This is a genomic window from Flavivirga aquimarina, assembly GCF_030540835.1.
Taxonomy (GTDB): Bacteria; Bacteroidota; Bacteroidia; order Flavobacteriales; family Flavobacteriaceae; genus Flavivirga; species Flavivirga aquimarina.
This window is the reverse complement of sequence record NZ_JAUOEK010000184.1, coordinates 431,714-456,665: the sequence shown is the minus strand read 5'-3', so window position 1 is coordinate 456,665 and position 24,952 is coordinate 431,714. Positions and strand designations below refer to the sequence as shown.

General features: G+C 34.0%; 16 protein-coding genes and 1 tRNA gene. 13 read left to right on the top strand and 4 right to left on the bottom strand.

Going from position 1 to position 24,952, the window contains the following annotated elements:
• The first annotated feature begins 37 nt into the window (after positions 1-37).
• Complete coding sequence (locus tag Q4Q35_RS21935) at positions 38-1,273, top strand: metallophosphoesterase (RefSeq protein WP_303280211.1); 1,236 nt, start codon at positions 38-40, stop codon at positions 1,271-1,273.
• Positions 1,274-1,327: 54 nt separating this feature from the next.
• Positions 1,328-1,624 (top strand): thioredoxin family protein, encoded by a 297-nt coding sequence (locus Q4Q35_RS21930; protein ID WP_303280210.1) that lies wholly within the window; start codon positions 1,328-1,330, stop codon positions 1,622-1,624.
• A 234-nt stretch (positions 1,625-1,858) separates the two neighbouring features.
• Here Q4Q35_RS21930 and Q4Q35_RS21925 read toward each other — a convergent pair whose 3' ends face one another.
• Positions 1,859-2,524, bottom strand: a complete 666-nt coding sequence (locus Q4Q35_RS21925; protein ID WP_303280209.1) for a polysaccharide deacetylase family protein — start codon at positions 2,522-2,524, stop codon at positions 1,859-1,861.
• Positions 2,525-2,537: 13 nt separating this feature from the next.
• Positions 2,538-5,852 (bottom strand): glycosyltransferase family 117 protein, encoded by a 3,315-nt coding sequence (locus tag Q4Q35_RS21920; RefSeq protein ID WP_303280208.1) that lies wholly within the window; start codon positions 5,850-5,852, stop codon positions 2,538-2,540.
• A 172-nt stretch (positions 5,853-6,024) separates the two neighbouring features.
• On the opposite strand from Q4Q35_RS21920, the gene Q4Q35_RS21915 reads away from it, so the two are divergent.
• Both Q4Q35_RS21915 and Q4Q35_RS21910 read left to right on the top strand, forming a co-directional pair.
• Positions 6,025-6,097, top strand: a tRNA-Gln gene (locus Q4Q35_RS21915).
• A 316-nt stretch (positions 6,098-6,413) separates the two neighbouring features.
• Entirely contained in the window at positions 6,414-9,461 is a 3,048-nt protein-coding gene (locus tag Q4Q35_RS21910) for a choice-of-anchor I domain-containing protein (RefSeq protein ID WP_303280207.1), read from the top strand.
• A gap of 131 nt (positions 9,462-9,592) precedes the next feature.
• On the opposite strand, the gene Q4Q35_RS21905 is transcribed toward Q4Q35_RS21910, so the two are convergent.
• A complete protein-coding gene (locus Q4Q35_RS21905; RefSeq protein ID WP_303280206.1) occupies positions 9,593-10,417 on the bottom strand; it encodes a universal stress protein in 825 nt (274 codons plus the stop codon).
• Positions 10,418-10,553: 136 nt separating this feature from the next.
• Between Q4Q35_RS21905 and rimP the strand changes: the two genes are divergently transcribed.
• The 3 genes from rimP to infB all read left to right on the top strand — a co-directional run bounded on the left by rimP (position 10,554) and on the right by infB (position 15,184).
• A complete protein-coding gene (rimP, locus tag Q4Q35_RS21900) occupies positions 10,554-11,015 on the top strand; it encodes a ribosome assembly cofactor RimP (RefSeq protein WP_303280205.1) in 462 nt (153 codons plus the stop codon).
• Between the two features lie 12 nt (positions 11,016-11,027).
• Positions 11,028-12,260, top strand: coding sequence for a transcription termination factor NusA (gene nusA, locus Q4Q35_RS21895; RefSeq protein WP_303280204.1), 1,233 nt, complete (start codon positions 11,028-11,030; stop codon positions 12,258-12,260).
• Positions 12,261-12,367: 107 nt separating this feature from the next.
• Entirely contained in the window at positions 12,368-15,184 is a 2,817-nt protein-coding gene (gene infB / locus Q4Q35_RS21890; RefSeq protein WP_303280203.1) for a translation initiation factor IF-2, read from the top strand.
• Between the two features lie 390 nt (positions 15,185-15,574).
• Here the strand turns inward: infB and Q4Q35_RS21885 are convergent, their stop codons facing one another.
• Positions 15,575-15,976, bottom strand: a complete 402-nt coding sequence (locus Q4Q35_RS21885; RefSeq protein ID WP_303280202.1) for an SPOR domain-containing protein — start codon at positions 15,974-15,976, stop codon at positions 15,575-15,577.
• Between the two features lie 215 nt (positions 15,977-16,191).
• On the opposite strand from Q4Q35_RS21885, the gene Q4Q35_RS21880 reads away from it, so the two are divergent.
• The 6 genes from Q4Q35_RS21880 (at position 16,192) to Q4Q35_RS21855 (ending at position 24,945) form a co-directional block, all read left to right on the top strand.
• Positions 16,192-17,487, top strand: a complete 1,296-nt coding sequence (locus Q4Q35_RS21880) for a c-type cytochrome (RefSeq protein WP_303280303.1) — start codon at positions 16,192-16,194, stop codon at positions 17,485-17,487.
• A 70-nt stretch (positions 17,488-17,557) separates the two neighbouring features.
• The gene (locus Q4Q35_RS21875) at positions 17,558-20,677 is read left to right on the top strand and encodes a TAT-variant-translocated molybdopterin oxidoreductase (protein WP_303280201.1); all 3,120 of its coding nucleotides are present in this window, start codon (positions 17,558-17,560) and stop codon (positions 20,675-20,677) included.
• A 28-nt stretch (positions 20,678-20,705) separates the two neighbouring features.
• Positions 20,706-22,460 carry a helix-hairpin-helix domain-containing protein gene (locus Q4Q35_RS21870; RefSeq protein WP_303280200.1) on the top strand — a complete coding sequence of 585 codons (1,755 nt, stop codon included), beginning with the start codon at positions 20,706-20,708 and terminating at the stop codon, positions 22,458-22,460.
• 9 nt (positions 22,461-22,469) lie between these two features.
• On the top strand, positions 22,470-23,000 hold the full coding sequence (locus tag Q4Q35_RS21865; protein WP_303280199.1) for a DUF3341 domain-containing protein: 531 nt from the start codon (positions 22,470-22,472) through the stop codon (positions 22,998-23,000).
• A gap of 8 nt (positions 23,001-23,008) precedes the next feature.
• Entirely contained in the window at positions 23,009-23,560 is a 552-nt protein-coding gene (locus tag Q4Q35_RS21860; RefSeq protein ID WP_303280198.1) for a c-type cytochrome, read from the top strand.
• A gap of 20 nt (positions 23,561-23,580) precedes the next feature.
• Positions 23,581-24,945 (top strand): quinol:cytochrome C oxidoreductase, encoded by a 1,365-nt coding sequence (locus Q4Q35_RS21855; protein WP_303280197.1) that lies wholly within the window; start codon positions 23,581-23,583, stop codon positions 24,943-24,945.
• The last annotated feature ends 7 nt before the right edge of the window (positions 24,946-24,952 follow it).

Genomic DNA, 24,952 nt, shown 5'->3' with positions numbered 1-24,952 from the left:
TTAACTTGTAATACTATTATCTTTGATTAAAAAAAGAATGTCGCGTTTAATTATATTTCTTATAATATTTTTGGTCTTAGATTTTTATACGTTACAATCTTTTAGAGTTATTATTAAAAACAATATTATAACCTATGTTTATATATTCTTTTCTCTGGTTGTTTTAGGTAATTTTTTCTATCAGATTTTAACGTTTGACAGGTCTAATGGTATTCCTTTTAAGTTTTCATTGGCACTTAGTTTGTTGGTTTTGTTTTATGTTCCAAAAATTGTAGTTGCTGTAACTTTATTAGGCGAAGATATTTTTAGGTTTATTGTTTATATTAACGAAAACTATATAAAAACGGCCAATACCGAAGGCGTTGCATTACAAAATAGAAGAAAGTTTATTTCGCAAATAGCACTTGGCTTGGCGGCTATCCCTTTTGCTTCAATTTTATATGGTGTTATTAAAGGCAAGTACAATTATAAGGTGTTAAAATATACACTACATTTTGAAGATTTGCCAGAGACTTTTGATGGTTATAAACTTACTCAAATTAGCGATATACATTCTGGTAGTTTCGATAATATTAATAAAGTCGAGTACGCAGTAGATTTAATTAACGAACAACAAAGTGATGTTATCTTATTTACCGGTGATATGGTAAATAATAAAGCGGAAGAGCTAATACCATACAAAGAGATTTTTGGAAAACTTAAGGCTAAAGATGGTTTGTATTCTGTTTTAGGAAATCACGATTATGGCGATTATGTTAGATGGGAATCAAAAGAAGATAAACATAAAAATTTAGAAACTTTAAAATCATTTCAAAAAGAAATGGGTTTTGACTTATTGTTAAATGAAAGCAGATATTTAGAAAAAGCAGGAGAGCGTATTGCTTTGGTGGGGGTAGAAAACTGGGGAGCAGGTGGATTTAAAACAGCAGGCGATTTAAAAAAGGCTGCAAGTGCGATTGATAAAAATGATTTTAAAATTTTGATGAGCCATGACCCAACGCATTGGGAAAGAAAGGTAATTGAAGATGATTATCATTATCATTTAACATTAAGTGGACACACTCATGGTATGCAGTTTGGTATTGAAATTCCCGGATGGTTTAAATGGAGCCCTGTAAAATGGCGTTACAAATATTGGGCAGGCATTTACGAAGAGCTCGGTCAGTATATAAACGTAAATAGAGGTTTTGGTTATTTAGCATTTCCAGGGCGCGTTGGAATATGGCCAGAAATTACAGTTATAGAGCTTAAAAAAGGCTCAAATAATGCATAATTGCTAATAAATGCTATATTTGTATAAGAATATTTGACTAATAAATACTAAAATATGTCAAAATTTGGAGAACTTATAGATGTAGAAATTCCTGTTTTGTTAGATTTTTATACAGAATGGAATGATGAATCGACTGCCATGCATCTTGTTTTAAGAGATGTCGCTGCTGCACTTGGAGATAAAGCTAAAGTTATAAAGATTGATGTAGAAAAGAATGAAGAACTTGCCGAAGCTTTAAGAGTGAAGGCTTTACCAACGCTTATTATTTATAAAGATGGTGAAATGAAATGGCGCCAAAGTGGTGAACAGGATGCCAATACGCTTATAAGTATTATTCAGCAATATGCTTAAGCTTCTATGAAGACAAGTATCTCAATCAAAAAATCAAATTAATAAAAATTGGTACCGAGCATATTTGAGATATGCTCCAATATTTGTATTGAAGACAAGTTCGCTAGTTATCTGTTTTTAATCTTATATAGCTAAATCATCATAATTTGACATAGGCGGAATTTTATATTAGACCTGCCAGGTTTTAAAAACCTAGCAGGTCTTTCGAAAGAAGTAAATCTAATTAATGACGATTTATTTTGATTTAGCTATAGCTTTAAAACGGTAGCCTAATTTGCTAAAATGATCTAATACCTTTGGTAAAGCATATTGCATATTTTTTGAAGCTTTTACACTATCATGAAACACAATAATACTACCGTTAGTTGCTTTATGGATAACGTTGTTTAAACAATTTTCCTCATTAACTTTATAATCCCAATCAAAAGACAGCACATCCCACATAATGATTTTATAACCTAATGCTATGAGTTTTTTTCCTTGCTTAGGGGTTATTTGTCCATAAGGAGGGCGAAATAAATTCTGAATTCTAAATTCTGTACTTTGACTTTGAATTTTACTCTCAATGGTTTCTTGGGTTTCTGAAATATTTTTTAAATAATCTTTTGTTTTTGTTTTCCAACCTTTAACATGATTATAAGTATGATTTCCAACACCATGTCCATCATTTAAGATATTATAAAATATATCTGGGTGCTTTTCAATATTATTTCCAATGCAAAAAAAAGTCGCTTTGGCTTTGTGTTTTTTTAAAGTATTTAATACCCAATTAGTAATCTCGGGAGTTGGACCATCGTCAAATGTCAAGTATATTACTTTATCTGCAGAAGGGATGTCCCAAATATAATTTGGAAACATCTTTTTTGCAACCAAGGGTGTTTTAATAGGTGTTAAGGTCATACCTTATACCAGATTAATTGATGTTATCTATTTGTGAGCTACTATCTGTTGCAGGAATATCATTATCAACTTTAGGGATCAACTCCTCCTCTGGTTCATCACCATAAAAATGCCTGAATAGTTTTAAGTAACTGTTAAATATATCGCCTTCAGTTTCTGCAAATTCTATATCGTATTTTATTAAAACATCAACCAAACCTTTATAACGTTGAATATCGGTATAAATATCTTCAAATAAACGTTCTTGGTTTTCAACCTTTAATCCGCTGTAATACTTTAAGTTTTCTTGGTATTTTACTGCCACATCCTTAAACAGACGTTGTGCTTTTTCTTTATTTCCAACTTCGTAATAAGCACTAATGTAAGGCTCTAAAAGGGTATAGTATCCAAAGTATTCAACAGGCATATTAGTCATTGCTATATCTGCAATTTCTTCAGCTTTATCTAATTTTTCTTCATTGATTAGTGTTTCAATGAGCCTTGCTAAATTACCTCTATAGGTTATGGAATTTTTACGGGTTTCAACATCATGATAAATATCTGGGCTTCCACTATTACCCCAATCCCATTTTTTAACCTTCTCGTACATAAGATCAGCATCCACTCGTCCCATATCAAATGGATTAGCTCTATCTATAGATGTTTTTATAGGCACTAATTTATAGCACATACCGTCTAGCTGTAGGTAATCTTTCATCCAGATATAGTCATCATCACCAAAACTACCGCCGGTAAAATATATAGGACGTTTCCATGCGTTATTAGCAACTATATCGAGCATAAGCAATCTGTTTTTGTAAAGGGCTCCTCCTTTTATTTGTATATCAATGTGAGATACTATTTTATCAGCATCTTTTGGTTTTACAATGCCAGACTTTAAAGCATTCTCTTTGTTGACTGGAATTCTTAAAAATTCGGTGGGTAAATATGTAGCATTTAAATCCTGACTTCTAACTTGAGTAATGTCATAATCTTGTTTTTGTAATACATATTTGTATTTAGATCTAGGGTTATCACTTGCTACAAAATTTAAAAATTTCTTTACTTCTAAAGTATCTTTAATAAAGTCAGGCGCTATTACTATATAATCGTTTGTGCCGTATTTGTATAAATCATGTGTTAATTGAGACGGTACAGGATCACTTTCGTAAGCCTTACGTTTCATTTGGTCTATATACCAATCGGTTTGAAATAAGCTGGTATTAACAACACGTACATCGGTTCTGTATCCTTCAATTTCTTGAGCATACCAGAGTGCAAATGTGTCATTATCGCCAATAGTAAATAAAATGCCATTTTCTGCACAAGAGTCAAGATACTTTCTTGCCATAGATTTAGCGGTATATTTATCCGATCGATCATGATCATCCCAATTGTTAGCAGCTAAAATACTAGGAACAAGAATTAAGCAAACAGCTGTAATTATTGGTGCAGCCAATTTTGTTGGTAGGTGTTTTTTTAGTGCATCAAAAATAGCATATACTCCAAAACCAATCCAAAGTGCAAATACATAAAAAGAACCAACAACCGAATAGTCGCGCTCACGAGGTTCAAATGGGCGTACGTTTGTGTATACTTGTATCGCTATTCCTGTAAAAAGGAAAAAAACAAACATGGTCCAAAATAGCTTCTTGTCTATATTAAATAAAAAGAAAAAACCAATAACCCCTAAAATAAGAGGCAAAAGATAATAGGTATTTCGCGCTTTATTGTTTTTAACATCGCTTGGTAAATTATCTTGCGAGAAACCTAAAAGGAGCTTATCTAAAGGTTTTATACCTGTAATCCAATTTCCATGATTGTCATAATTACCTTGGATATCGTCTTGTCTCCCCGAAAAATTCCACATAAAATAACGCCAATACATATAGCCTAATTGATACTCAAACAGATAGGCAATGTTACTTGCCAGCGAAGGTTTTTCAATGTCTATATAGCTTTTAAATCGTTTTAAGAAATTATTATAATCTTCATAATCTACATTGCCACGTGCGACATCATTTTTAAAATTTGAAACCGTTGTTCGTAACTGGTTTTCCATTTGATATTCCGGCTTTAGTTTAAAATTTAAAAACCCGGAAAACATCATATAGTTTTCAGCATGTTCGGGACTCCACATACGAGGCAAAATGGAAGCATGTTTAGAGTTGTAATTTTGCTTTGCATTTTTATAATCGTTTACTACAACATACTCGCCTTTAGTTTCGTCTTTTTCATATTTAGGCTTATCATCTATATAAGGATTATTCTCATCAAGATAAGCATATTGATCTGTAAACTGAGGGCCGTAAAATAAATGTGTTTCTGGATATTGCTCTAAGTTATAATAAGCCAGTAACTCTCGGGCACTTGATGGATTGTTTTCGTTAATAACCACATTGGCATTGGCACGAATAGGAAGCATAAGCCAAGTAGAAAACCCAATAATAACAAAGGTTAAGCAAAGAACACCCGTATTTAAATGGACATAGTTTTTTTGTCTGGTGTACCGTAAAGCGTAATAAATTATGGCTACTAGTAATATACCTGCAATTATAGATCCTGAATTAAAAGGTAACCCGATAGTGTTCACAAAAAAGATTTCAGAAACACTAAAAATTTTAAGAATATTTGGTGCTAAAAGTTTAAAAATGAACAAGAGAACTGCTACGGAAGCAACATTTGCTATAATAAAGTTTTTAATTGTAATGGTTTTGTAGTTCTTAAAATAGTAAACAAGACCAATGGCGGGAATAGTAAGCAGTCCCATAAAGTGAACTCCAAAAGATAACCCGATAACAAAAGCAATTAAAATGAGCCAACGATTACCGCGAGGTTTGTCCATGTCTTGTTCCCAACGTAAGCCTAACCAAAATAAAATAGCCATAATTAAGGTTGCCATGGCATATACCTCAGTTTCAACAGCATTAAACCAAAAAGAATCTGTAAATGTAAAAGCTAAACTACCAACTAAACCACTTCCTAAAATAGCCATAGATTGGTTTTTGTCAAGATTTTCGTTATTACCAACAAGTTTTTTTAATAATAAAGTAATGGTCCAAAACATGAATAAGATAGTAAAGGCACTAGATACGGCACTCATCATATTCATAACCCAACCAATTTGAGAAGGTTCTAAAGCAAAAATGGAGAAAAAGGCACCAAACATTTGAAATAATGGTGCTCCTGGTGGATGTCCAACCTGTAGTTTAGACGATGTTAAAATATATTCGCCTGCATCCCAAAAACTAACAGTAGGTTCAACCGTTAAAGTATAGGTAATAAGGGCTATTGAAAAAGATAGCCAACCTAAAATAGTATTCCATTTTTTAAAGTTGAAATGTGCCATGTATATCGATCTTTGTTTGCTTTGGCGAATTTAATAATAAATATGTTATTCTATATCTTTTTAAGGAAACGTTAAGTAATAGAAATTATTTTCAAAAAAATACTTGTACAAATAAAACTTTGTGCTAAATTTGCACCTGCTTTAGCGGATAGTAACCGACTAAATTGCATATTGGCCCATGGTGTAACTGGCAACACGTTGGTTTTTGGTACCAAAGAGTCTAGGTTCGAGCCCTAGTGGGCCAACATAAATTGTAAAACTCCGATCATTAATTTGGTTGGGGTTTTTTGTTTTCGTTAAAATAGATCAGTTTCAAAAGTTGTGTAGATCACAGAGCTTTCTTTTAAGTAACTAATACTTACTTATAATAAAAGGATCAATCTTGTATTTTTATATGAGAACTTTATTAATAATTCTTAATATCAACTTAACATTCTTAATACACAGATAGCAATAAATACATATTAAAAGTAAATATTTTACAGCAACATAATTATTGGGTAATATTAAAAATGTTTTTAAATCATTCCTTTAAAGGATTAATTAATCCTATTAAAAGACATGAAAAAAATTACGCTTATTGCCGGTTTTCTGGCACTCACTTTTACAACAGTTAAAAGTCAAAACTCCCTTCAACACTTAGCGACTTATAATACAAATGAAGAAGGCTCTGCTGAGACTGTTGCTCATGATGTAACCAATCAACAAGCCTTTTTTACAAACTCTTCAACCAATAGTTTTACTATTGTAGATATTAGTACACCAGCAACTCCCGCTCTGGTTAAAACAGTAGATTTATCAACGTATGGTGCCGGACCCAATTCTATTGCAATTCACGGAAGTATTGTTGCAGTTGCTATAGAATCCGATCCAAAACAAGACCCTGGAAAAGTGGTGTTTTTTGATTTAGATGGCATTTATTTAAACCATGTTACAGCCGGAGCACTACCGGATATGTTAACATTTACACCAGATGGATCAAAGCTTTTGGTAGCGAATGAAGGAGAACCTTCAGATGATTATACTAACGATCCAGAGGGGAGCATTACAGTGGTAGATTTAAGTTCGGGTGTTATGTTTGCTACAACGAGTGCCATTGATTTTAATGGGTACGATGATAAAAAAGTATCACTGCAAAACAAGGGCATCCGTATTTTTGGAAATAGTGGAACTGCCAGCGTTTCTCAAGATTTAGAACCGGAGTTTATAACAGTTACTGAAGACGGCACAAAAGCATATATTAACTGTCAGGAAAACAATGCATTAATCGTTGTTGATTTAACAAATAATACAATTCTTGATATGTTACCATTAGGTTTTAAAAATCATCTTTTAGGAACACCTACCGTAACAAGTTATACTATAAATGAGTTGGTTACTAATTGGCCGGAACTAGGAACACCAGTTTACGATGGTGGTCAGGAGCCAGTATTATTAGGTGGATTTTCTGGACTTTTTTATGATGAAGCAAATTCAACCGCTACCGAATATGTTTTCTATGCAGTGCCAGATAGAGGTCCTAACGGAAGTACTGTTGGTAAATCGGATGTCACACCAGCAGCACCACAAAACTTAAGACCATTTAAGTTGCCAGACTATCAAGGTAGAATAGCAAAGTTTACATTAAACAAAACAACAGGCAGTGTCACTTTAGGCGATCAGATTCTATTAACTAGAAAAGATGGTACAACACCTATTACCGGAAAAGGTAATATCCCAGGATTTGATGAGGTTCCTGTAACCTTTACAGACGGATCGACCGCCTACGCAAATGCTGATTACGTTGATGGGTCATCAGAAGAGTACCATGCATTATCTTACGATGCATATGGAGGTGATTTTGAAGGTGTTTTAATTGATAAAAATGGTAACTTTTGGATGTGTGATGAGTATAGACCTGCCATATACCAGTTTGATTATAACGGGAAATTAATAGAACGTTACGTGCCATCCGGAACATCGTTATTAGGTACAACACCACAAACAGCAGGGACATATGGTGCAGAAACGTTGCCTGAGGTATATTCTAAAAGAAGAGCGAACAGAGGTTTTGAAGCCATTGCCTACGATGATGTGAATCATATTATATATGCATTTATTCAGTCTCCAATAGAAAATCCGTCAAGTGCGGTTAGAAACAACTCCGATGTTATTAGAATCTTAGGTATTAGTTGCGATACCGGAGTTCCAGTAGAAGAATATGTGTATTTATTAGAGAGAAATAAAGATGCTGGTTATGCCTCATCAAGAGTAGATAAAATGGGCGATGCCGTTTATATAGGACATGGTAAATTTTTAGTTATAGAAAGAGATTCAGAAGGTCCAACCGTTTCTACCGGAAAAAAATATGTTTTCGAAATAGATATTAACTTTGCCACCAATATTTTAAATACAACCATAACAGGCGGTAAAGAGTTGGAAGAGTTAACAGCCGATGAAATAGCAGCCCAAAATATTCAGGCAGTTCATAAAACAAAAGTACTTAACTTACCATCAGTAGGATATCAGGGGTCAGATAAAGCAGAAGGCATTGCATTACTACCAAATAATGAAATTGCTATAATAAACGATAATGATTTTGGTTTAGCCGGAGCAGGAATTACAGATTCCAGTGTATTGGGAATCATTTCTTTTGCAAACGATTATGGTTTCGATGCATCTAACAAAGATGATGCTATTAATATTACACATCACCCTACTTTGGGGATGTTTATGCCAGATGCTATTACCTCCTATGAAGTAAATGGTGTAAATTATATCGTAACAGCAAATGAGGGTGATTCCAGAGTTTATGATGGGTATTCGGAAGAAGAACGTGTTAAGGATTTAACATTAAACACAGCATATTATCCAGATGCTGTAACACTTCAGGAAGATGAAGATCTTGGCAGGTTAAAAACAACAACAGCTACGGGCGATTATAATAATGATGGGATGATCGAACAAATTTATTCTTATGGAGCAAGATCTTTTTCAATCTTTGATGAGTATGGCAATTTGGTGTTTGATAGTGCCGATGATTTTGGACAGAAAATAGCTTTAGAAGAGTCAGCATTGTTTAACGAAGATGAAGGAGAATTAGATGATAGGTCTGATGATAAAGGTGGTGAGCCGGAAGCATTGGCTGTTGGTACTATTGATGGTGTAACATACGCCTTTATTGGTTTAGAAAGACAAAGCGCTATATTGATGTACGATGTCACAGACCCTACAGATGTAGAGTTTATTACTTACTATAAGTATAACAGAACAACAGGAGATACAGCACCGGAAATTATAAAATTTGTTTCGGCAGCCGATAGCCCTAACTCGAAAAATTTACTTTTAGTAGGTTATGAAGTAAGTGGCTCATTGGGAATTATACAAATAGACGACGCCTCATTAAGCATTAGCGAAGAAGTTGCTAAAAATAACTTTAAAATTTATCCAACAGTAGTTGAGGTCAACTTAAGGTTTAATAAAACACTATCTGGAGTTATTTATAATGTTAGTGGCCAGGAGGTGAAAAGGTTTGAGGAAGAGAACCATTTAAATGTCTCTGAGTTAACTTCTGGAATCTATATCATAAAAACAAAAGCGTATGGTATAAAGCGTTTTGTTAAATTATAGAAGCCGGATTAAATTATTTTTTTAAAGTAAAATAGGTTATTGAGGTAAAAAGGGTATAAAAATCAAACCAAGATACATCAGAGTAAAAAAGTCTTTCGTGAGAAAGGCTTTTTTGTTTTATTAGAGCAGCGTTATATCTTAAAAGTAATCACAGGACGTTTAGCATGGTTTACTAAATCTTCACTAATACTACCGTTAAAGAAATGAGAAATGCCCTGCCGTCCATGAGTACTCATACCAATTAAGTCAGCATTTATGGATTTAGAAAAATTCATAATACCTTTTTCAATACTAATATCATTGTAAACATTAATAGTATAATTTGAAAAATCGAAAGCTTCAACAAATTGTTTTATTCTGTTGTTCGATTTTATAGAAGTAATAAATTTATTAGGAGTATTTACCATGAGCAAATGCATTTTAGCTTTTAGCACATTGGCAAAATCAATAGCCTTTTCATAAGTAGCTTTGCTTTCATCCTTAAAATCAGATGCAAATACAAAATCATTAACTTTAAAAGTTTTGTGTTCATTTTTTACAACGAGCACTGGAGTATTAGATGTGCGAACCACTTTTTCAGTATTACTACCAATAAGCATTTCTTTTAAACCACTAACACCATTAGAGCCCATAACAATCAAATCTATATCGTGTTTTTTACAAACATGAAAAACGCCTTTAAAAATCTCATGAAATTCTACAGTTTCATGTATTATTAAATCTTCTAAATAGTCTCTGGTTTTTAATTCTTCAAACTGCTTATGTGCTAGTTTCATAAAATAAACAGCTTCGGGTAATTTAGTGTAAGAACTTAAAGGGTCGACCTGCTGTATAGGCATTTCAAGTATATGTAATAAATAAATTTCACTATGATGTTTTCTTGCTAATTGAGCAGCTACTTTCAAAGCATTTTCAGCTTGGGTTGAAAAGTCAGTTGGAACGAGTATTTTTTTCATAACAATACAGGTGAGATATTACCTAAATTTATAAAAAATTCCTTTAAAAATCAATAAAATATTATATATTTGCACCGTTGTAAGGCGAAATTTAATAAATGAGGGGACGGAAAGTCCCCTCTTTTTATACTAAAAAATGTTTAAAAGTACTGTTACAGATTTATTAGAATCTGCTTTAATTGAAAGACCGGATTTATTTCTTATAGATTTTTCCATTCAGGGAGATAATCAAATTAAGATAACTATAGACGGAGATAACGGTGTTTTAGTTGAAGATTGTATGTTTGTTAGCAGAGCTATAGAACATAGTCTTGATAGAGAAGAACAAGATTTTTCTTTAGAAGTTATGTCTGCAGGAGCAACATCGCCTTTAGTTAACAAAAGGCAGTATAAAAAAAATTTAAATAGAGTGCTTAATGTTAAGACGGACTCCGATAACATGGAAGGAACACTTACAGAAGCAACAGACAGTAATATTAGATTAGAATGGAAGGTTAGAGAACCGAAACCCATAGGGAAAGGGAAAGTAACCGTAAAAAAACAAGCGAATATCGCTTACGAAAATATTGTAGAAGCAAAAGTTATGATAAAATTTTAATTCAAAAGAGTTATGGAGAATGTCGCGTTAATTGAATCTTTTTCAGAATTTAAAGACGATAAGCTAATTGACAGAGTAACGTTAATGGCCATTTTAGAAGATGTATTTAGAAGTGCCTTAAAAAAGAAGTACGGCGATGATGATAATTTTGATATTATTGTAAACCCAGATAAAGGAGATTTAGAAATATGGAGAAATAGAATCGTAGTTGCAGATGGTGAAGTTGAAGAACCAAATCAGGAAATTTCTTTATCCGAAGCTCGAAAAATTGAACCAGATTTTGAAGTAGGAGAAGATGTATCTGAAGAAGTAAAGCTTATCGAATTAGGGAGAAGAGCTATATTGGCATTACGTCAAAACTTAATTTCTAAAATTCATGAGCACGATAATACCATAATCTATAAACAATTTAAAGATTTAATAGGAGATATATATACAGCAGAAGTACACCATATTCGTCATAGAGCAGTGATTTTATTAGATGATGAAGGTAACGAAATTGTATTGCCAAAAGACAAACAAATACCGTCAGATTTTTTCAGAAAAGGAGATAATGTAAGAGGTGTTATTGATAGTGTTGAGCTTAAAGGCGCTAAGCCAACCATAATCATGTCTAGAAGCTCCCCTGTATTTTTAGAGAAATTATTTGAACAAGAAATCCCAGAAGTTTTTGATGGTTTAATTACGATTAAAAATGTAGTAAGAATTCCAGGAGAAAAAGCAAAAGTAGCGGTAGACTCTTATGATGATAGAATAGATCCTGTTGGAGCCTGTGTTGGTATGAAAGGATCAAGAATTCACGGTATTGTTCGCGAATTAGGAAATGAAAATATTGATGTTATTAATTACACAAATAATTTACAATTATTCATTACAAGAGCATTAAGTCCTGCCAGAGTAACTTCAATAAAATTGAATGAAGAAACCAAAAGAGCAGAAGTTATTCTAAAACCAGAAGAGGTAAGTAAAGCGATTGGTAGAGGCGGACATAATATTCGTTTAGCAGGGCAATTAACCGGTTATGAGATTGATGTGTTTAGAGAAGGAGCTGAAGAAGATGTAGAATTAAGAGAGTTCTCTGATGAAATAGAAGAATGGATTATTGATGAGTTTAGTAAGGCTGGTCTAGATACTGCTAAAAGTATTTTAGAACAAGAAGTAAATGATTTAGTAAAAAGAACAGACTTAGAAGAAGAAACAATTAATGACGTTATTAGAATTTTAAGAGAAGAATTTGAAGAATAATATCAGTTATTATATTGAATTTACTGTAAAATAAATCAAGGATGTTTTATGGTAAATTCTAGATTAATTGATATAACATATTATATTTGAGTATTTAAAGGCGATTTATGGCTGAAACAATTAGATTAAATAAAGTATTACGCGAACTTAATATCTCTCTAGATCGTGCTGTAGAATTTTTGGATTCTAAAGGCATCGAAATAGAGAAACGACCCACTACAAAGATTTCAGAGGAAGTATATAATGTTCTTTCTAATGAATTTCAAACAGATGCTAGTAAAAAAGTAGCATCTAAAGAGGTTGGAGAAGCTAAGATAAAAGAGAAAGAAGTGTTGCGTGAGCAACGCGAGCGTGAACTTGAAGAGAAGCAAAAAGTAACAGCCAAAAAAGAAGAAATAGTTAAAGCTGCTGCGTCACTTTCAGGACCTAAACAAATTGGAAAAATTGATTTAGAGCCAAAAAAGAAAAAAACCGAAACCGTTTCTAAGAAAGCAGAAAAGGTAGAAGAGGTTGAAGCGCCTGTAAATAAAAAAGCCGAAACACCAGCAAAGCCTGTTAAAAAAGAGCCTGTTAAGCAGGAGGAAGTAAAAGAAAAAGTTGCAATACCTGTTAAAAAAGAGGTTAAAGCCGAAATTGTTGTAGAGAAAAAAGTTGAAGAAAAGAAGGAAGACAAACCTAAGCAGCAGATTATAAATGAAGAAGGAGAAGTTCTTCCTGATGAAAAGGTAACAACACAGTATAAGAAACTTACGGGGCCTAAAATAGCAGGTGATAAAATTGATTTGTCTCAGTTTAATAAACCAAAGAAAAAGAAAGAAGATAAGAAACCTGAAGCTAAAGCTGCAGGAGATGCAGGGGCTACTAATAAGAAAAAGCGTAGACGTATTAGTAAAGTAGGTGGTCCTCAGTCTGGTAATAACGGATCAGGTAACAGATCTGGAGGAGGAAGACCTGGAGGAAATGACAGATTCAAAGGAAAGCCTGGACAAGGACGTCGCAATATTGTTAAAGAAGAGCCTAGTGAGGAAGATGTAAAAAAACAAGTGCGCGAAACGCTTGAAAAACTTCAAGGAAAGTCTTCAAAAGGTAAAGGAGCAAAATATAGAAGAGATAAAAGAGATCAACACAGAGAACAAACTGAGATTGATCAACAAATAGAAGCAGCAGAAAGTAAAATTCTTAAAGTTACAGAATTTGTAACAGCAAGTGAAGTTGCAACTATGATGGATGTATCTGTAACTCAAATTATATCTGCATGTATGTCATTAGGTATGATGGTAACGATGAATCAGCGTTTAGATGCCGAAACATTATCTATCGTAGCAGAAGAATTTGGTTATCAGGTAGAATTTATAACTGCCGATATTGAAGAATCTATAGAAGAAGTTGTAGATAACGAAGAAGATTTAAAAACGCGTGCACCTATTGTAACAGTAATGGGTCACGTAGATCACGGTAAAACATCACTTCTGGATTATATACGTAAAGAAAATGTAATTGCGGGTGAATCCGGAGGCATCACACAACATATTGGAGCTTATGGTGTAGAACTGGAAGGCGGACAGAAAATAGCGTTTTTAGATACGCCTGGTCACGAGGCCTTTACAGCGATGCGTGCTCGTGGTGCTCAAGTTACAGATATTGCTATTATTGTAGCTGCAGCAGATGACGATATCATGCCGCAAACAAAAGAAGCCATATCCCATGCACAAGCAGCAGGCGTTCCTATTGTTTTTGCAATTAATAAAATTGATAAGCCAGATGCAAATCCAGATAAGATTAAAGAAGGATTAGCTAATATGAACTTATTGGTTGAAGATTGGGGTGGAAAAATTCAGTCCCATGATATTTCAGCTAAAGTAGGTACCGGGATAAAAGAATTACTGGAAAAAGTATTGCTAGAAGCCGAATTATTAGAGCTTAAAGCAAACCCCGATAAACCAGCTGTTGGTACAGTTGTAGAAGCTTTCTTAGATAAAGGCCGTGGTTATGTGTCAACTATTTTGGTGCAAGCAGGAACTTTAAGAGTAGGTGACTATGTATTAGCAGGTCAACATAGTGGTAAAGTTAAAGCGATGCATGACGAACGTGGTAATGACGTTGTAGAAGCAGGACCTTCAACGCCAGTATCTATTTTAGGATTAGATGGTGCGCCACAAGCAGGTGATAAATTTAATGTCTTTGCAGACGAACGTGAAGCAAAACAAATAGCATCAAAAAGAGCACAATTACAACGTGAGCAATCCGTTAGAACACAACGCCATATCACACTTGATGAAATTGGTCGTCGTATAGCACTAGGTGATTTCCAAGAATTAAATATTATACTTAAAGGTGATGTGGATGGTTCTGTTGAAGCATTAACAGATTCATTCCAGAAATTATCTACCGAAGAGATTCAAGTTAATATCTTACATAAAGGAGTTGGAGCCATTACAGAAAGTGATGTGCTATTAGCATCTGCATCCGATGCCATTATTGTTGGATTTAATGTGCGTCCGGTAGGAAATGCCAGAATGATTGCCGATAAAGAAGAAATAGATATTAGAACATATTCTATTATTTACGATGCCATCAACGATCTTAAAGATGCGATGGAAGGTATGTTATCTCCAGAGCTTAAAGAAGAGATTACAGGTACTGCCGAAATTAGAGAAATATTTAAAGTATCTAAAGTAGGAAGTATAGCCGGTTGTATGGTAACTAATGGAAAAATACTTAGGTCATCAAGTATTCGTTTAATTAGAGATGGTGTTGTAGTCTATACAGGTGAATTAGCATCGTTAAAACGATTTAAAGATGATGCTAAAGAAGTAGCAAAAGGTTACGATTGTGGTATGCAAGTTAAAAATTATAATGATATTAAGGAAGGTGACATTATTGAAGCTTTCCATGAAGTTGAGGTTAAGAAGAAACTTAAATAATAGATTCTTCGTTTTTGAATGAATTTGATATATCGTTATCAATAAAATGAGTTAAAACAAAAAAACCGATCAAACTTGATCGGTTTTTTTGTATGTTCTTATCATATTTTGTATTATATGGTAAATTTTTAAGTAAGGTATTTCTTCTTATTGCTTTAAGTATTTATGTTCATAAATTGAACATAAAAATTGTAATAGTGAATATTTTTCTTTAATTTTAAATTAGTTTCTAACCAATCCCTCGAAATAAATGAATTTTTTTAAAGAAGAAGATAGCGGAAACGCTAGTTATGTAAATAAACTTATGGAGATAGTTACAACAGGAATGGCTTTGTTTTTTATCTGCGGTATTTTTTATGGCATCTATATAATATGTAGCTGGTTATTGAATTAGCTTTTCTTTTTTTTAGGTTTAAATATAAAAGCATTAGGAAATTTTCTTTTAATTTTTTTTAGTGCTCTATCTGCTTCTAAGCGCGTTCTAAAATTACCTGCCCAAATTTTAAAGTTTGGTGGCTCATATTGAATAGTAGGGCGCCAATTCGAAAACGAATTACTAAACTCAGTTTGAGCACTTTTAGCATTAGAGCGATGATTTCCAGAATAGATCTGTATTTTATACATTTTCGAATTATTCACTTCTTTATTCATCGTTTTCTTGATATCCAATAAAGCAGTAATATTCTTATCTTGATTTATAGTCACATTACCTTGCTGTCCAAAGCAATAAATTGAAGTAATTACAAAGCAAAAAATACTTAAATAATTATTTTTTAGATTAAATGATTTCATGTTTCTAAATATATTTGTACAAATGTAATACGTTATAAACTTAATTGTTGGTCTTTTTATTATTTAGAATTTGTCTAAATTACTAATTACGGTTCAGTAACATTTCTAAAATCGACTTTAAGTATTACTTTTGCCTGAGATTTTACAACTGTGTTTTTTTCTATTATTATATGGAAAAAATCATGCCAAAGTTAGAAGTTAATTTAACCAACAATATGAAAAAGGTGATTCACCGTAAATTAGGGAAAAACATTCTTCGTTTAGGCTTAATTATTTTATTAGCGTTTACAGCTTCTCTTTCTGCTCAGGAAGGAGATTCAGCAAAAGGAAAATCATTATTTAATGCCAATTGTGCTGCTTGTCATCAATTAGACAAAAAAATGACAGGCCCTGCATTACGTCATGTAGAACAACGCTTGTCGGACGAACAAGGTTTAGACAGAGATTGGATTTATGCTTGGATTCGTAATAGTGCAGGTGTAATAAAATCTGGTGATGCATATGCAAACAAGATTTATGCTGAATATAGCAATGCAGCAATGACGGCATTTCCACAATTATCTGATGATGATTTAAATAATATTTTAGCGTATACTGCTCAAGAAAAAGCAGCGCCACCCGCTGTCGTTGCTAATCCGGGATCTGGAGCAACTGCGTCTAATACTGGAGGTGTTTCAAACGAACTTATCTTAGGAGCGTTAGCTATTTTATTTATACTATTAGCCATTGGTTTATATGTAGTAAATAAAACATTGCGTCGTTTTGTTTCGGCACAAAATATAGATTTACCAGAAACTACAAGAACACCATTATGGAAAGCTTTTGTTAAGAATCAATTCTTAATGTTAGTAACAGCTATATTCTTTTTATTAGCTAGTGCTTATTTTGCTTTCGGGTATTTCATGCAAATAGGAATCGATCAAGGATATGAGCCGGTACAACCAATACATTTTTCGCATAAAATTCATGCAGGAGATAATGGTATCGATTGTAAATATTGTCACTCTTCTGCAAGAGTTAGTAAAACGTCTGGTATCCCTTCTTTAAATGTATGTATGAATTGTCATAAATCAATTTATGAAGTAGCCCCTGAAACTTTAGCAGAAGGAAAAGCAATAGGTGTTAATTATAATGATGAAATTCAAGAATTATATACTGCCGCTGGATGGGATGATGCAGAACAAAAATATACAGGAAATTCGCAACCGGTAAAATGGGTGCGTATTCATAACTTGCCAGACTTTGTTTATTTTAATCACTCACAGCACGTTAGCGTTGCAGGAGTTGAGTGTCAAACATGTCATGGTCCTGTAGAAGAAATGGAAGTAATGTACCAGCATGCGCCATTAACAATGGGTTGGTGTATAGAGTGTCATAGAACAACAAATGTAAATGTAAAAGACAATGCTTACTATACAAAAATACATGAAGAATTATCTAAAAAGTATGGTGTAGAAGAGTTAACAGCGGCTCAAATGGGCGGACTGGAATGTGGTAAGTGTCATTACTAGAATGATTTTTCTTTTCCGCGAAGGCGGAAAACTTTAAAATAAATAATAAGAAGTAATTCAATTATATAATATGTCATCAAACAAGAAATACTGGAAAAGTGTTGAAGAGCTAAACGAGAATAGCTCTATTGTTGAGACGCTAAAACAAAACGAGTTTGTAGAAGAGATTCCTACTGATGAATTTTTAGGTGATAAAGAAACATTGGAAGAAACAGCTACAACACGTCGCGATTTCTTAAAATATGTAGGTTTTAGTACAGCAGCTGCATCATTAGCAGCTTGTGAAGGTCCTGTTAAAAAAGCGATTCCTTACGTTGTACAACCAACAGAAATTATTCCTGGTGTTGCTAATTACTATGCAACAACAGTTGCCGATGGTTTTGATTTTGCTAGTGTTTTAGTTAAAACGCGTGAAGGTCGTCCAATTAAGATTGAAAACAATACTATGGCAGCTACTAATGGTAGTGCAAATGCCAGAGTGAATGCTTCGGTTTTAGGTTTGTATGACAGTTTAAGAGTTCAAGTCCCTAAAAAAGGAGAAGCATCTATTTCTTGGGATACCTTTAACGCTGAAACAACTGAAAAGCTAACAAGTATTGCTGCTGCAAATAAAGATATCGTGTTACTAACACAAACGTTTGCAAGCCCATCTACAAGCAAGTTGATTTCAGAATTTTCAGAAAAATATGGTAATGTTCGTCATGTAATATATGACGCTATTTCAGAATCTGCTGCATTAGACGCTTACCAAGCTAAATATGGAGAGCGAGGATTAGCAAATTACGATTTTTCTAAAGCGATGACTATTGTATCTGTCGGTGCAGATTTCTTAGGCGATTGGCAAGGTGGTGGTTTCGATTCCGGATATGCTAAAAACAGAGTGCCAGATCACGGTAAAATGTCACGTCATATACAGTTTGAGTCTAATATGTCTTTAACTGGTGCGAATGCAGATAAACGTGTGCCATTAACACCAACACAACAAAAATTAGCATTAGCTAAATTATATAGTTTAGTAGTTGGTGGTTCGTATTCTGGTAAAGGGTTATCTGCTAAAGTTGATGAAGCCATTCAAAAAGCAGCATCTCAATTAAAGAAAGCAGGAAGTAATGGTGTTGTAGTTACAGGAATTCAAGACGTAAATGCACAGACAGTTGCTTTAGAAATAAATGAAGCTTTAGCTAGTAAGGCATTCGATCCTAAAACACCTATTAAAACAAGACAAGGTAGTGATGCGGCAGTAACCAAATTAGTTGCCGATATGAAAGCCGGAACAGTTGGTGCTATTATTATGAGTGGTGTCAATCCAGTTTATACCCTTGCAAATACTTCAGATTTTATTGAAGGATTGAAAAAAACAGAACTATCTGTAGCATTCTCTATGAAAGTAGATGAAACGTCTTCAGAAGCACAATATATAGGAGCAGCACCTCACTACTTAGAATCGTGGGGAGATGTAGAGTTTAAAAAAGGACATTATGCGTTAACACAACCAACCATTCGTCCTTTATTCGATACAAAACAATTTCAGGATGCTTTATTAAAATGGACAGGGAATAATGTTTCTTACCATGATTATATTAAAGAAGCCTGGGGAACAGACATTTTAGGAGGAAGCTCATTCAATGAAGCATTACACGATGGTGTGTTTGTTGGAACTATAGCTACAGAAACAGTTGAAACAACAGAAGGTACTTCATCAAATGATAGTACAGAAGAATCTGCAGAGGCAACACCTTCTGGAAATGCAGCCAGAGCTTTAGCAGCTTCAGCAAAAAGTACAGGATTAGAATTAACACTATATACCAAAGTAGGTATGGGAGATGGGCAACAAGCCAATAACCCATGGTTACAAGAGTTTCCAGATCCAATAACAAGAACATCTTGGGATAACTATTTAACTATTTCAAAAGCAGATGCAGATGAAAAAGGTTTAGTGAATAAACATGTTGCTAATGGCGCATTAAATGGTAGTTATGCTAATGTTACGGTTAACGGAGTAACAATTACTGCTCCAGTAATAATTCAACCAGGACAAGCAAAAGGTTCTGTTGGTTTAGCATTTGGATATGGAAAAACGCTAGGTTTAAAATCTGAAATGCAAACAGGCGTAAACGCTTATGCATTATATCAAGGTTTCAATAATGTTCAAACAGTAACTATTGAACCTGCAGCTGGAGAGCATGAGTTTGCTTCGGTACAATTACACAATACCCTAATGGGACGTGGTGATATTGTAAAAGAAACAACTTTAGAGATATTCAATACTAAAGAGAAAAAGGATTGGAATGCAGTTCCTGAGGTTTCTTTAAATCACGAACCTGTTCCAGTAACATCACCAAAGGTTGATTTATGGGATGAATTTGATCGTTCAATCGGACATCACTTCAACTTATCAATCGATTTAAATGCGTGTACAGGATGTGGAGCTTGTGTGATTGCATGTCATGCAGAAAACAATGTACCAGTAGTAGGAAAAACAGAAGTACGTCGTAGCCGTGATATGCACTGGTTACGTATAGATAGATATTATTCATCAGAAGAATCATTTGAAGGAGATAACACTAAAAAGGATGAGATCTCTGGATTAGGAAGCTCTTTAAGTGAGTTTGGTGAAATGGAAAACGCTTCAGAGAATCCTCAAGTAGCATTCCAACCAGTAATGTGTCAGCATTGTAACCATGCACCTTGTGAAACTGTATGTCCAGTGGCAGCAACATCACATGGTCGTCAAGGGCAAAACCATATGGCATATAACCGTTGTGTAGGTACTAGATACTGTGCAAACAACTGTCCTTATAAAGTGCGTCGTTTTAACTGGTTCTTATACAATGGAAATGATGAGTTTGATTATCATATGAATGATGATTTAGGACGTATGGTATTAAACCCAGATGTCGTTGTACGTTCACGTGGTGTGATGGAAAAATGTTCTATGTGTATTCAAATGACACAGAAAACTATTCTTGATGCAAAACGTGAAGGAAGAAAAGTTGGAAAAGATGAATTCCAAACAGCTTGTTCTGCAGCTTGTAGCAGTGGTGCTATGGCATTTGGAGATATCAATGACAAAGAAAGTAAAGTTGCAAAACTTTTAGAAGATAATCGTATGTATCACTTGTTAGAGCACGTAGGCACAAAACCTAATGTACAGTATCAAACAAAAGTGAGAAATACAACTGAAGCATAAATCTAATTAAAGAATCAATTATATAATTATGGCGTCTCATTACGAAGCACCTATTAGAAGACCTTTAGTTACAGGTGAAAAATCATACCACGACGTTACTGTGGATGTAGCAAAGCCTGTAGAAGGAAAAGCAAACAAACAATGGTGGATAGTTTTTGGTATTTCACTTGCTGCTTTTCTTTGGGGAATTGGATGTATTATTTATACCATATCAACAGGTATTGGAACCTGGGGTTTAAACAAGACCGTAGGTTGGGCTTGGGATATTACTAACTTTGTTTGGTGGGTAGGTATTGGTCACGCAGGAACACTTATTTCTGCAGTACTATTATTATTCCGTCAAAAATGGAGAATGGCGATTAACCGTTCTGCAGAAGCAATGACTATTTTCTCAGTAGTACAAGCAGGATTATTTCCAATTATTCACATGGGCCGTCCATGGTTAGGGTATTGGGTATTACCAATTCCGAATCAATTTGGATCACTTTGGGTAAACTTTAACTCACCACTACTTTGGGATGTATTTGCAATATCTACTTATTTATCTGTATCATTAGTGTTCTGGTGGACAGGTTTACTACCAGATTTTGCTATGTTACGTGATAGAGCTATTAAACCTTTCCAAAAGAAAATATACTCATTATTAAGTTTCGGATGGTCTGGTCGTGCAAAAGACTGGCAACGTTTTGAAGAAGTATCTTTGGTACTTGCAGGTTTAGCGACACCATTAGTACTTTCTGTACATACCATTGTATCGTTTGACTTCGCAACATCTGTTATTCCAGGTTGGCATACTACTATTTTCCCACCTTACTTTGTTGCTGGAGCCGTATTCTCAGGATTTGCGATGGTAAACACGCTTCTTATTATTATGAGAAAAGTGTGTAACCTAGAAGATTATATAACAGTGCAACACATCGAATTAATGAACATCGTTATTATGATTACGGGTTCTATTGTAGGTGTAGCATATATAACAGAGTTATTTATTGCTTGGTATTCTGGCGTAGAATACGAACAATATGCGTTCTTAAACAGAGCAACAGGACCTTACTGGTGGGCCTATTGGGCGATGATGACTTGTAATGTATTCTCGCCTCAATTCATGTGGTTCAAGAAATTAAGAACAAGTATTATGTTCTCTTTCTTTATCTCGATTGTAGTAAATATAGGTATGTGGTTTGAGCGTTTTGTAATTATTGTAACATCATTACATAGAGATTACTTACCATCATCATGGACTATGTTCTCACCAACATTTGTAGATATCGGTATCTTTGTAGGTACTATTGGATTCTTCTTTGTATTATTCCTATTATATTCAAGAACATTCCCGGTAATAGCACAAGCAGAGGTTAAAACCATTTTAAAATCTTCTGGAGAACGTTATAAGAAAATTAGAGAAAGAGGAGATAGCTTAGTAGGTACTGGAGTAGATGCAAGAACTTCAGGAGGACAAGCTCCTGCACCAGCACCAGCTGCTGAGACAACTACTGAAGAAGAAGATAATTCGACAGAAGATAACTCAGCTAAAGTAAATGACTTACTTGGAAGTATAGGAGTCTTTGATGCTGCTACACAAGAAGCTGATGATTTGAAGAAAGTAAATGGTATCGGACCTAAAATGGAAGAAACACTTAACAGTATTGGTATTTATACCTTCCTTCAGGTTAGTAAGATGACGAAAAAAGAATATGACTTGTTAGATTCTATTACAGGTTCTTTTCCAGGAAGAGCAGAACGTGATGATTGGTCTGGACAAGCTAAAAATTTAATAAACTAAATATAGTCAATGGAAGCTTCAAAAGTTATTCACGCTATTTATACGGATGATGATGTATTAATGTCTGCTGTTAAAAAAGTTAAGGCAGAAAAACATCACATTGAAGAGATATATACACCATTTCCAGTTCACGGACTAGACAAAGCCATGGGTTTAGAGCCTACACGTATCGCTATTACAGCATTTATGTATGGTTTAGTTGGTTTGACAGTAGCCATCACAATGATGAACTTCATTATGATTGAAGACTGGCCTCAGAACATTGGTGGTAAGCCAAGTTTTAGTTACATAGAAAACATGCCGGCATTTGTGCCAATTATGTTTGAGTTAACGGTATTCTTTGCAGCGCATTTAATGGTAATAACGTTCTATTTACGTAGTAGAATGTGGCCATTTAAAAATGCTGAAAACCCAGACCCAAGAACTACAGATGACCATTTCTTAATGGAAATAGCAGTTCATGGAAATGAAAATGAATTAGAAAGCTTGCTTAAAGAAACTGGAGCAGTTGAAGTTAATTTAGTTGATAAAGCCCATTAATAATACATATGAAAAGCTTAATTAAAATATTAGTAGTAGCAGTGGTTTTAGTAGCGGTATCATGTAAAAAAGATTCAGCTCCTAACTATCAATTCATGCCAAACATGTATGAATCTGTAGGATATGAAACTTATGGTGAAGCAGCGTTTCGTGATAGTATAGAAGCGCAAAAACCAGTTGAAGGAACCGTACCAAGAGGATACATTCCTTTTGATATTAAAAACACTACAGAAGGTTACGAGTTAGCTAAAACAACATTAGTAAGTACTTTGGATTCTACTCAGGTAGATTTAGAAAGAGGAAAAGCTTTATATGATATCTATTGTGGCATTTGTCATGGTAATAAGGGAGACGGACAAGGGAAACTTGTAAAGCGTGAAAAAATCCTTGGTATCCCAAGTTATGATGATGTAGGAAGAGCTATAACAGCAGGAAGTATTTACCATACTATTTATTATGGTAAAAACACGATGGGTTCCTATGCTAACCAATTGAACGAAGAAGAACGTTGGCAAGTAGTAGCATACGTGTTAAAGTTAAAATCAGATTTAGAAAAGTAAGAAGATAAGATTATATAGATATGTATACGTTTTCAAAAAAATTAAAGACATTTTCTATCATACTAGTAGTTTTAGGATTATTAGGTGTTGGTTATGGTTTTATTGATGCACATAAATATGATACTACTGAAAAGGTAGAAGCTCTTTTAGCGACTGAAGAAGCCCATCATGGTGGAGGTCATGGAGAAGAAGCTGCTCACCATGAAGAAGTTTCTCATGATGCTCATTCAGTAGATTCGCATGGTGCGGAAGCACATGTTGATGATGAGCATGCTAAGCATGTAGAGCATGTTATGCACGCCATTCATAACAGACCTTGGTCTGCGTTATACGTAGCAGCATTTTTCTTTATGATGATTGCTTTAGGAATATTAGCATTTTATGCCATCCAAATTGCATCACAGGCAGGTTGGTCTCCAGTACTCTTTAGAGTCATGGAAGGTATGACAGCTTATTTATTGCCAGGCGCTTTAATTGTAGTTGCTATTGCAATTTTTGCTGGCGATCATTTATTTGTATGGATGAATCCAGATATGATAAATAAGGAAAGTGAACACTATGATAAGTTGGTAGCAGGCAAGTCTGGTTGGTTAAATAAAACAGGATTCATTATCCGTGCTTTAATTTTTATAGGAGGATGGAGTTTATACCGTCACTTTTCACGTAAATTTTCAATTGCTCAAGATACAGCAGAAGATAAAAGTAACTTCAAAAAATTATTCCGTATAACAGCAGGATTTTTAGTATTCTTTATTTATACAGAATCAATGATGTCTTGGGATTGGATCATGAGTGTTGACCCTCACTGGTTTTCAACATTATTTGGATGGTATGTATTTGCAAGTATGTTTGTAAGTGGAATAACAGTATTAGCTTTAATCACTTTATATTTAAAATCTAAAGGACAATTAGAGTTTGTTAATGAAAACCATTTACATGATGTGGCTAAGTTTATGTTTGCATTCAGTATTTTCTGGACGTATTTATGGTTCTCACAATTCATGCTTATTTGGTACTCAAATATTCCAGAAGAGGTAACATATTTTGTAACACGTTTCGAAGATTACAAGTTACCATTCTTAGGTATGGTAGTTATGAACTTTGTATTCCCGATACTTATGCTAATGAATGCCGATTACAAACGTATTCCTTGGTTTGTAGTTATGGCCGGATTGGTAATATTAGCAGGTCATTATATTGATATTTTCAATATGATTATGCCAGCTACTGTTGGTGATAGATGGTTTATAGGAATACCAGAAATAAGTTCCATATTATTATTTGCCGGGTTATTCATATTTATAGTATTTACTGCTTTAACAAAAGCACCATTGCTAGTAAAAGGATACCCTTTTAGAAAAGAAAGTGAAGAATTTCATTATTAATTAAGAT

Coding starts and splice junctions, on each gene's coding strand:
- Q4Q35_RS21935 (WP_303280211.1), top strand. CDS start 38: ATGTCGCGTTTAATTATATTTCTTATAATATTTTTGGTCTTAGATTTT.
- Q4Q35_RS21930 (WP_303280210.1), top strand. CDS start 1,328: ATGTCAAAATTTGGAGAACTTATAGATGTAGAAATTCCTGTTTTGTTA.
- Q4Q35_RS21925 (WP_303280209.1), bottom strand. CDS start 2,524: ATGACCTTAACACCTATTAAAACACCCTTGGTTGCAAAAAAGATGTTT.
- Q4Q35_RS21920 (WP_303280208.1), bottom strand. CDS start 5,852: ATGGCACATTTCAACTTTAAAAAATGGAATACTATTTTAGGTTGGCTA.
- Q4Q35_RS21910 (WP_303280207.1), top strand. CDS start 6,414: ATGAAAAAAATTACGCTTATTGCCGGTTTTCTGGCACTCACTTTTACA.
- Q4Q35_RS21905 (WP_303280206.1), bottom strand. CDS start 10,417: ATGAAAAAAATACTCGTTCCAACTGACTTTTCAACCCAAGCTGAAAAT.
- rimP (WP_303280205.1), top strand. CDS start 10,554: ATGTTTAAAAGTACTGTTACAGATTTATTAGAATCTGCTTTAATTGAA.
- nusA (WP_303280204.1), top strand. CDS start 11,028: ATGGAGAATGTCGCGTTAATTGAATCTTTTTCAGAATTTAAAGACGAT.
- infB (WP_303280203.1), top strand. CDS start 12,368: ATGGCTGAAACAATTAGATTAAATAAAGTATTACGCGAACTTAATATC.
- Q4Q35_RS21885 (WP_303280202.1), bottom strand. CDS start 15,976: ATGAAATCATTTAATCTAAAAAATAATTATTTAAGTATTTTTTGCTTT.
- Q4Q35_RS21880 (WP_303280303.1), top strand. CDS start 16,192: ATGAAAAAGGTGATTCACCGTAAATTAGGGAAAAACATTCTTCGTTTA.
- Q4Q35_RS21875 (WP_303280201.1), top strand. CDS start 17,558: ATGTCATCAAACAAGAAATACTGGAAAAGTGTTGAAGAGCTAAACGAG.
- Q4Q35_RS21870 (WP_303280200.1), top strand. CDS start 20,706: ATGGCGTCTCATTACGAAGCACCTATTAGAAGACCTTTAGTTACAGGT.
- Q4Q35_RS21865 (WP_303280199.1), top strand. CDS start 22,470: ATGGAAGCTTCAAAAGTTATTCACGCTATTTATACGGATGATGATGTA.
- Q4Q35_RS21860 (WP_303280198.1), top strand. CDS start 23,009: ATGAAAAGCTTAATTAAAATATTAGTAGTAGCAGTGGTTTTAGTAGCG.
- Q4Q35_RS21855 (WP_303280197.1), top strand. CDS start 23,581: ATGTATACGTTTTCAAAAAAATTAAAGACATTTTCTATCATACTAGTA.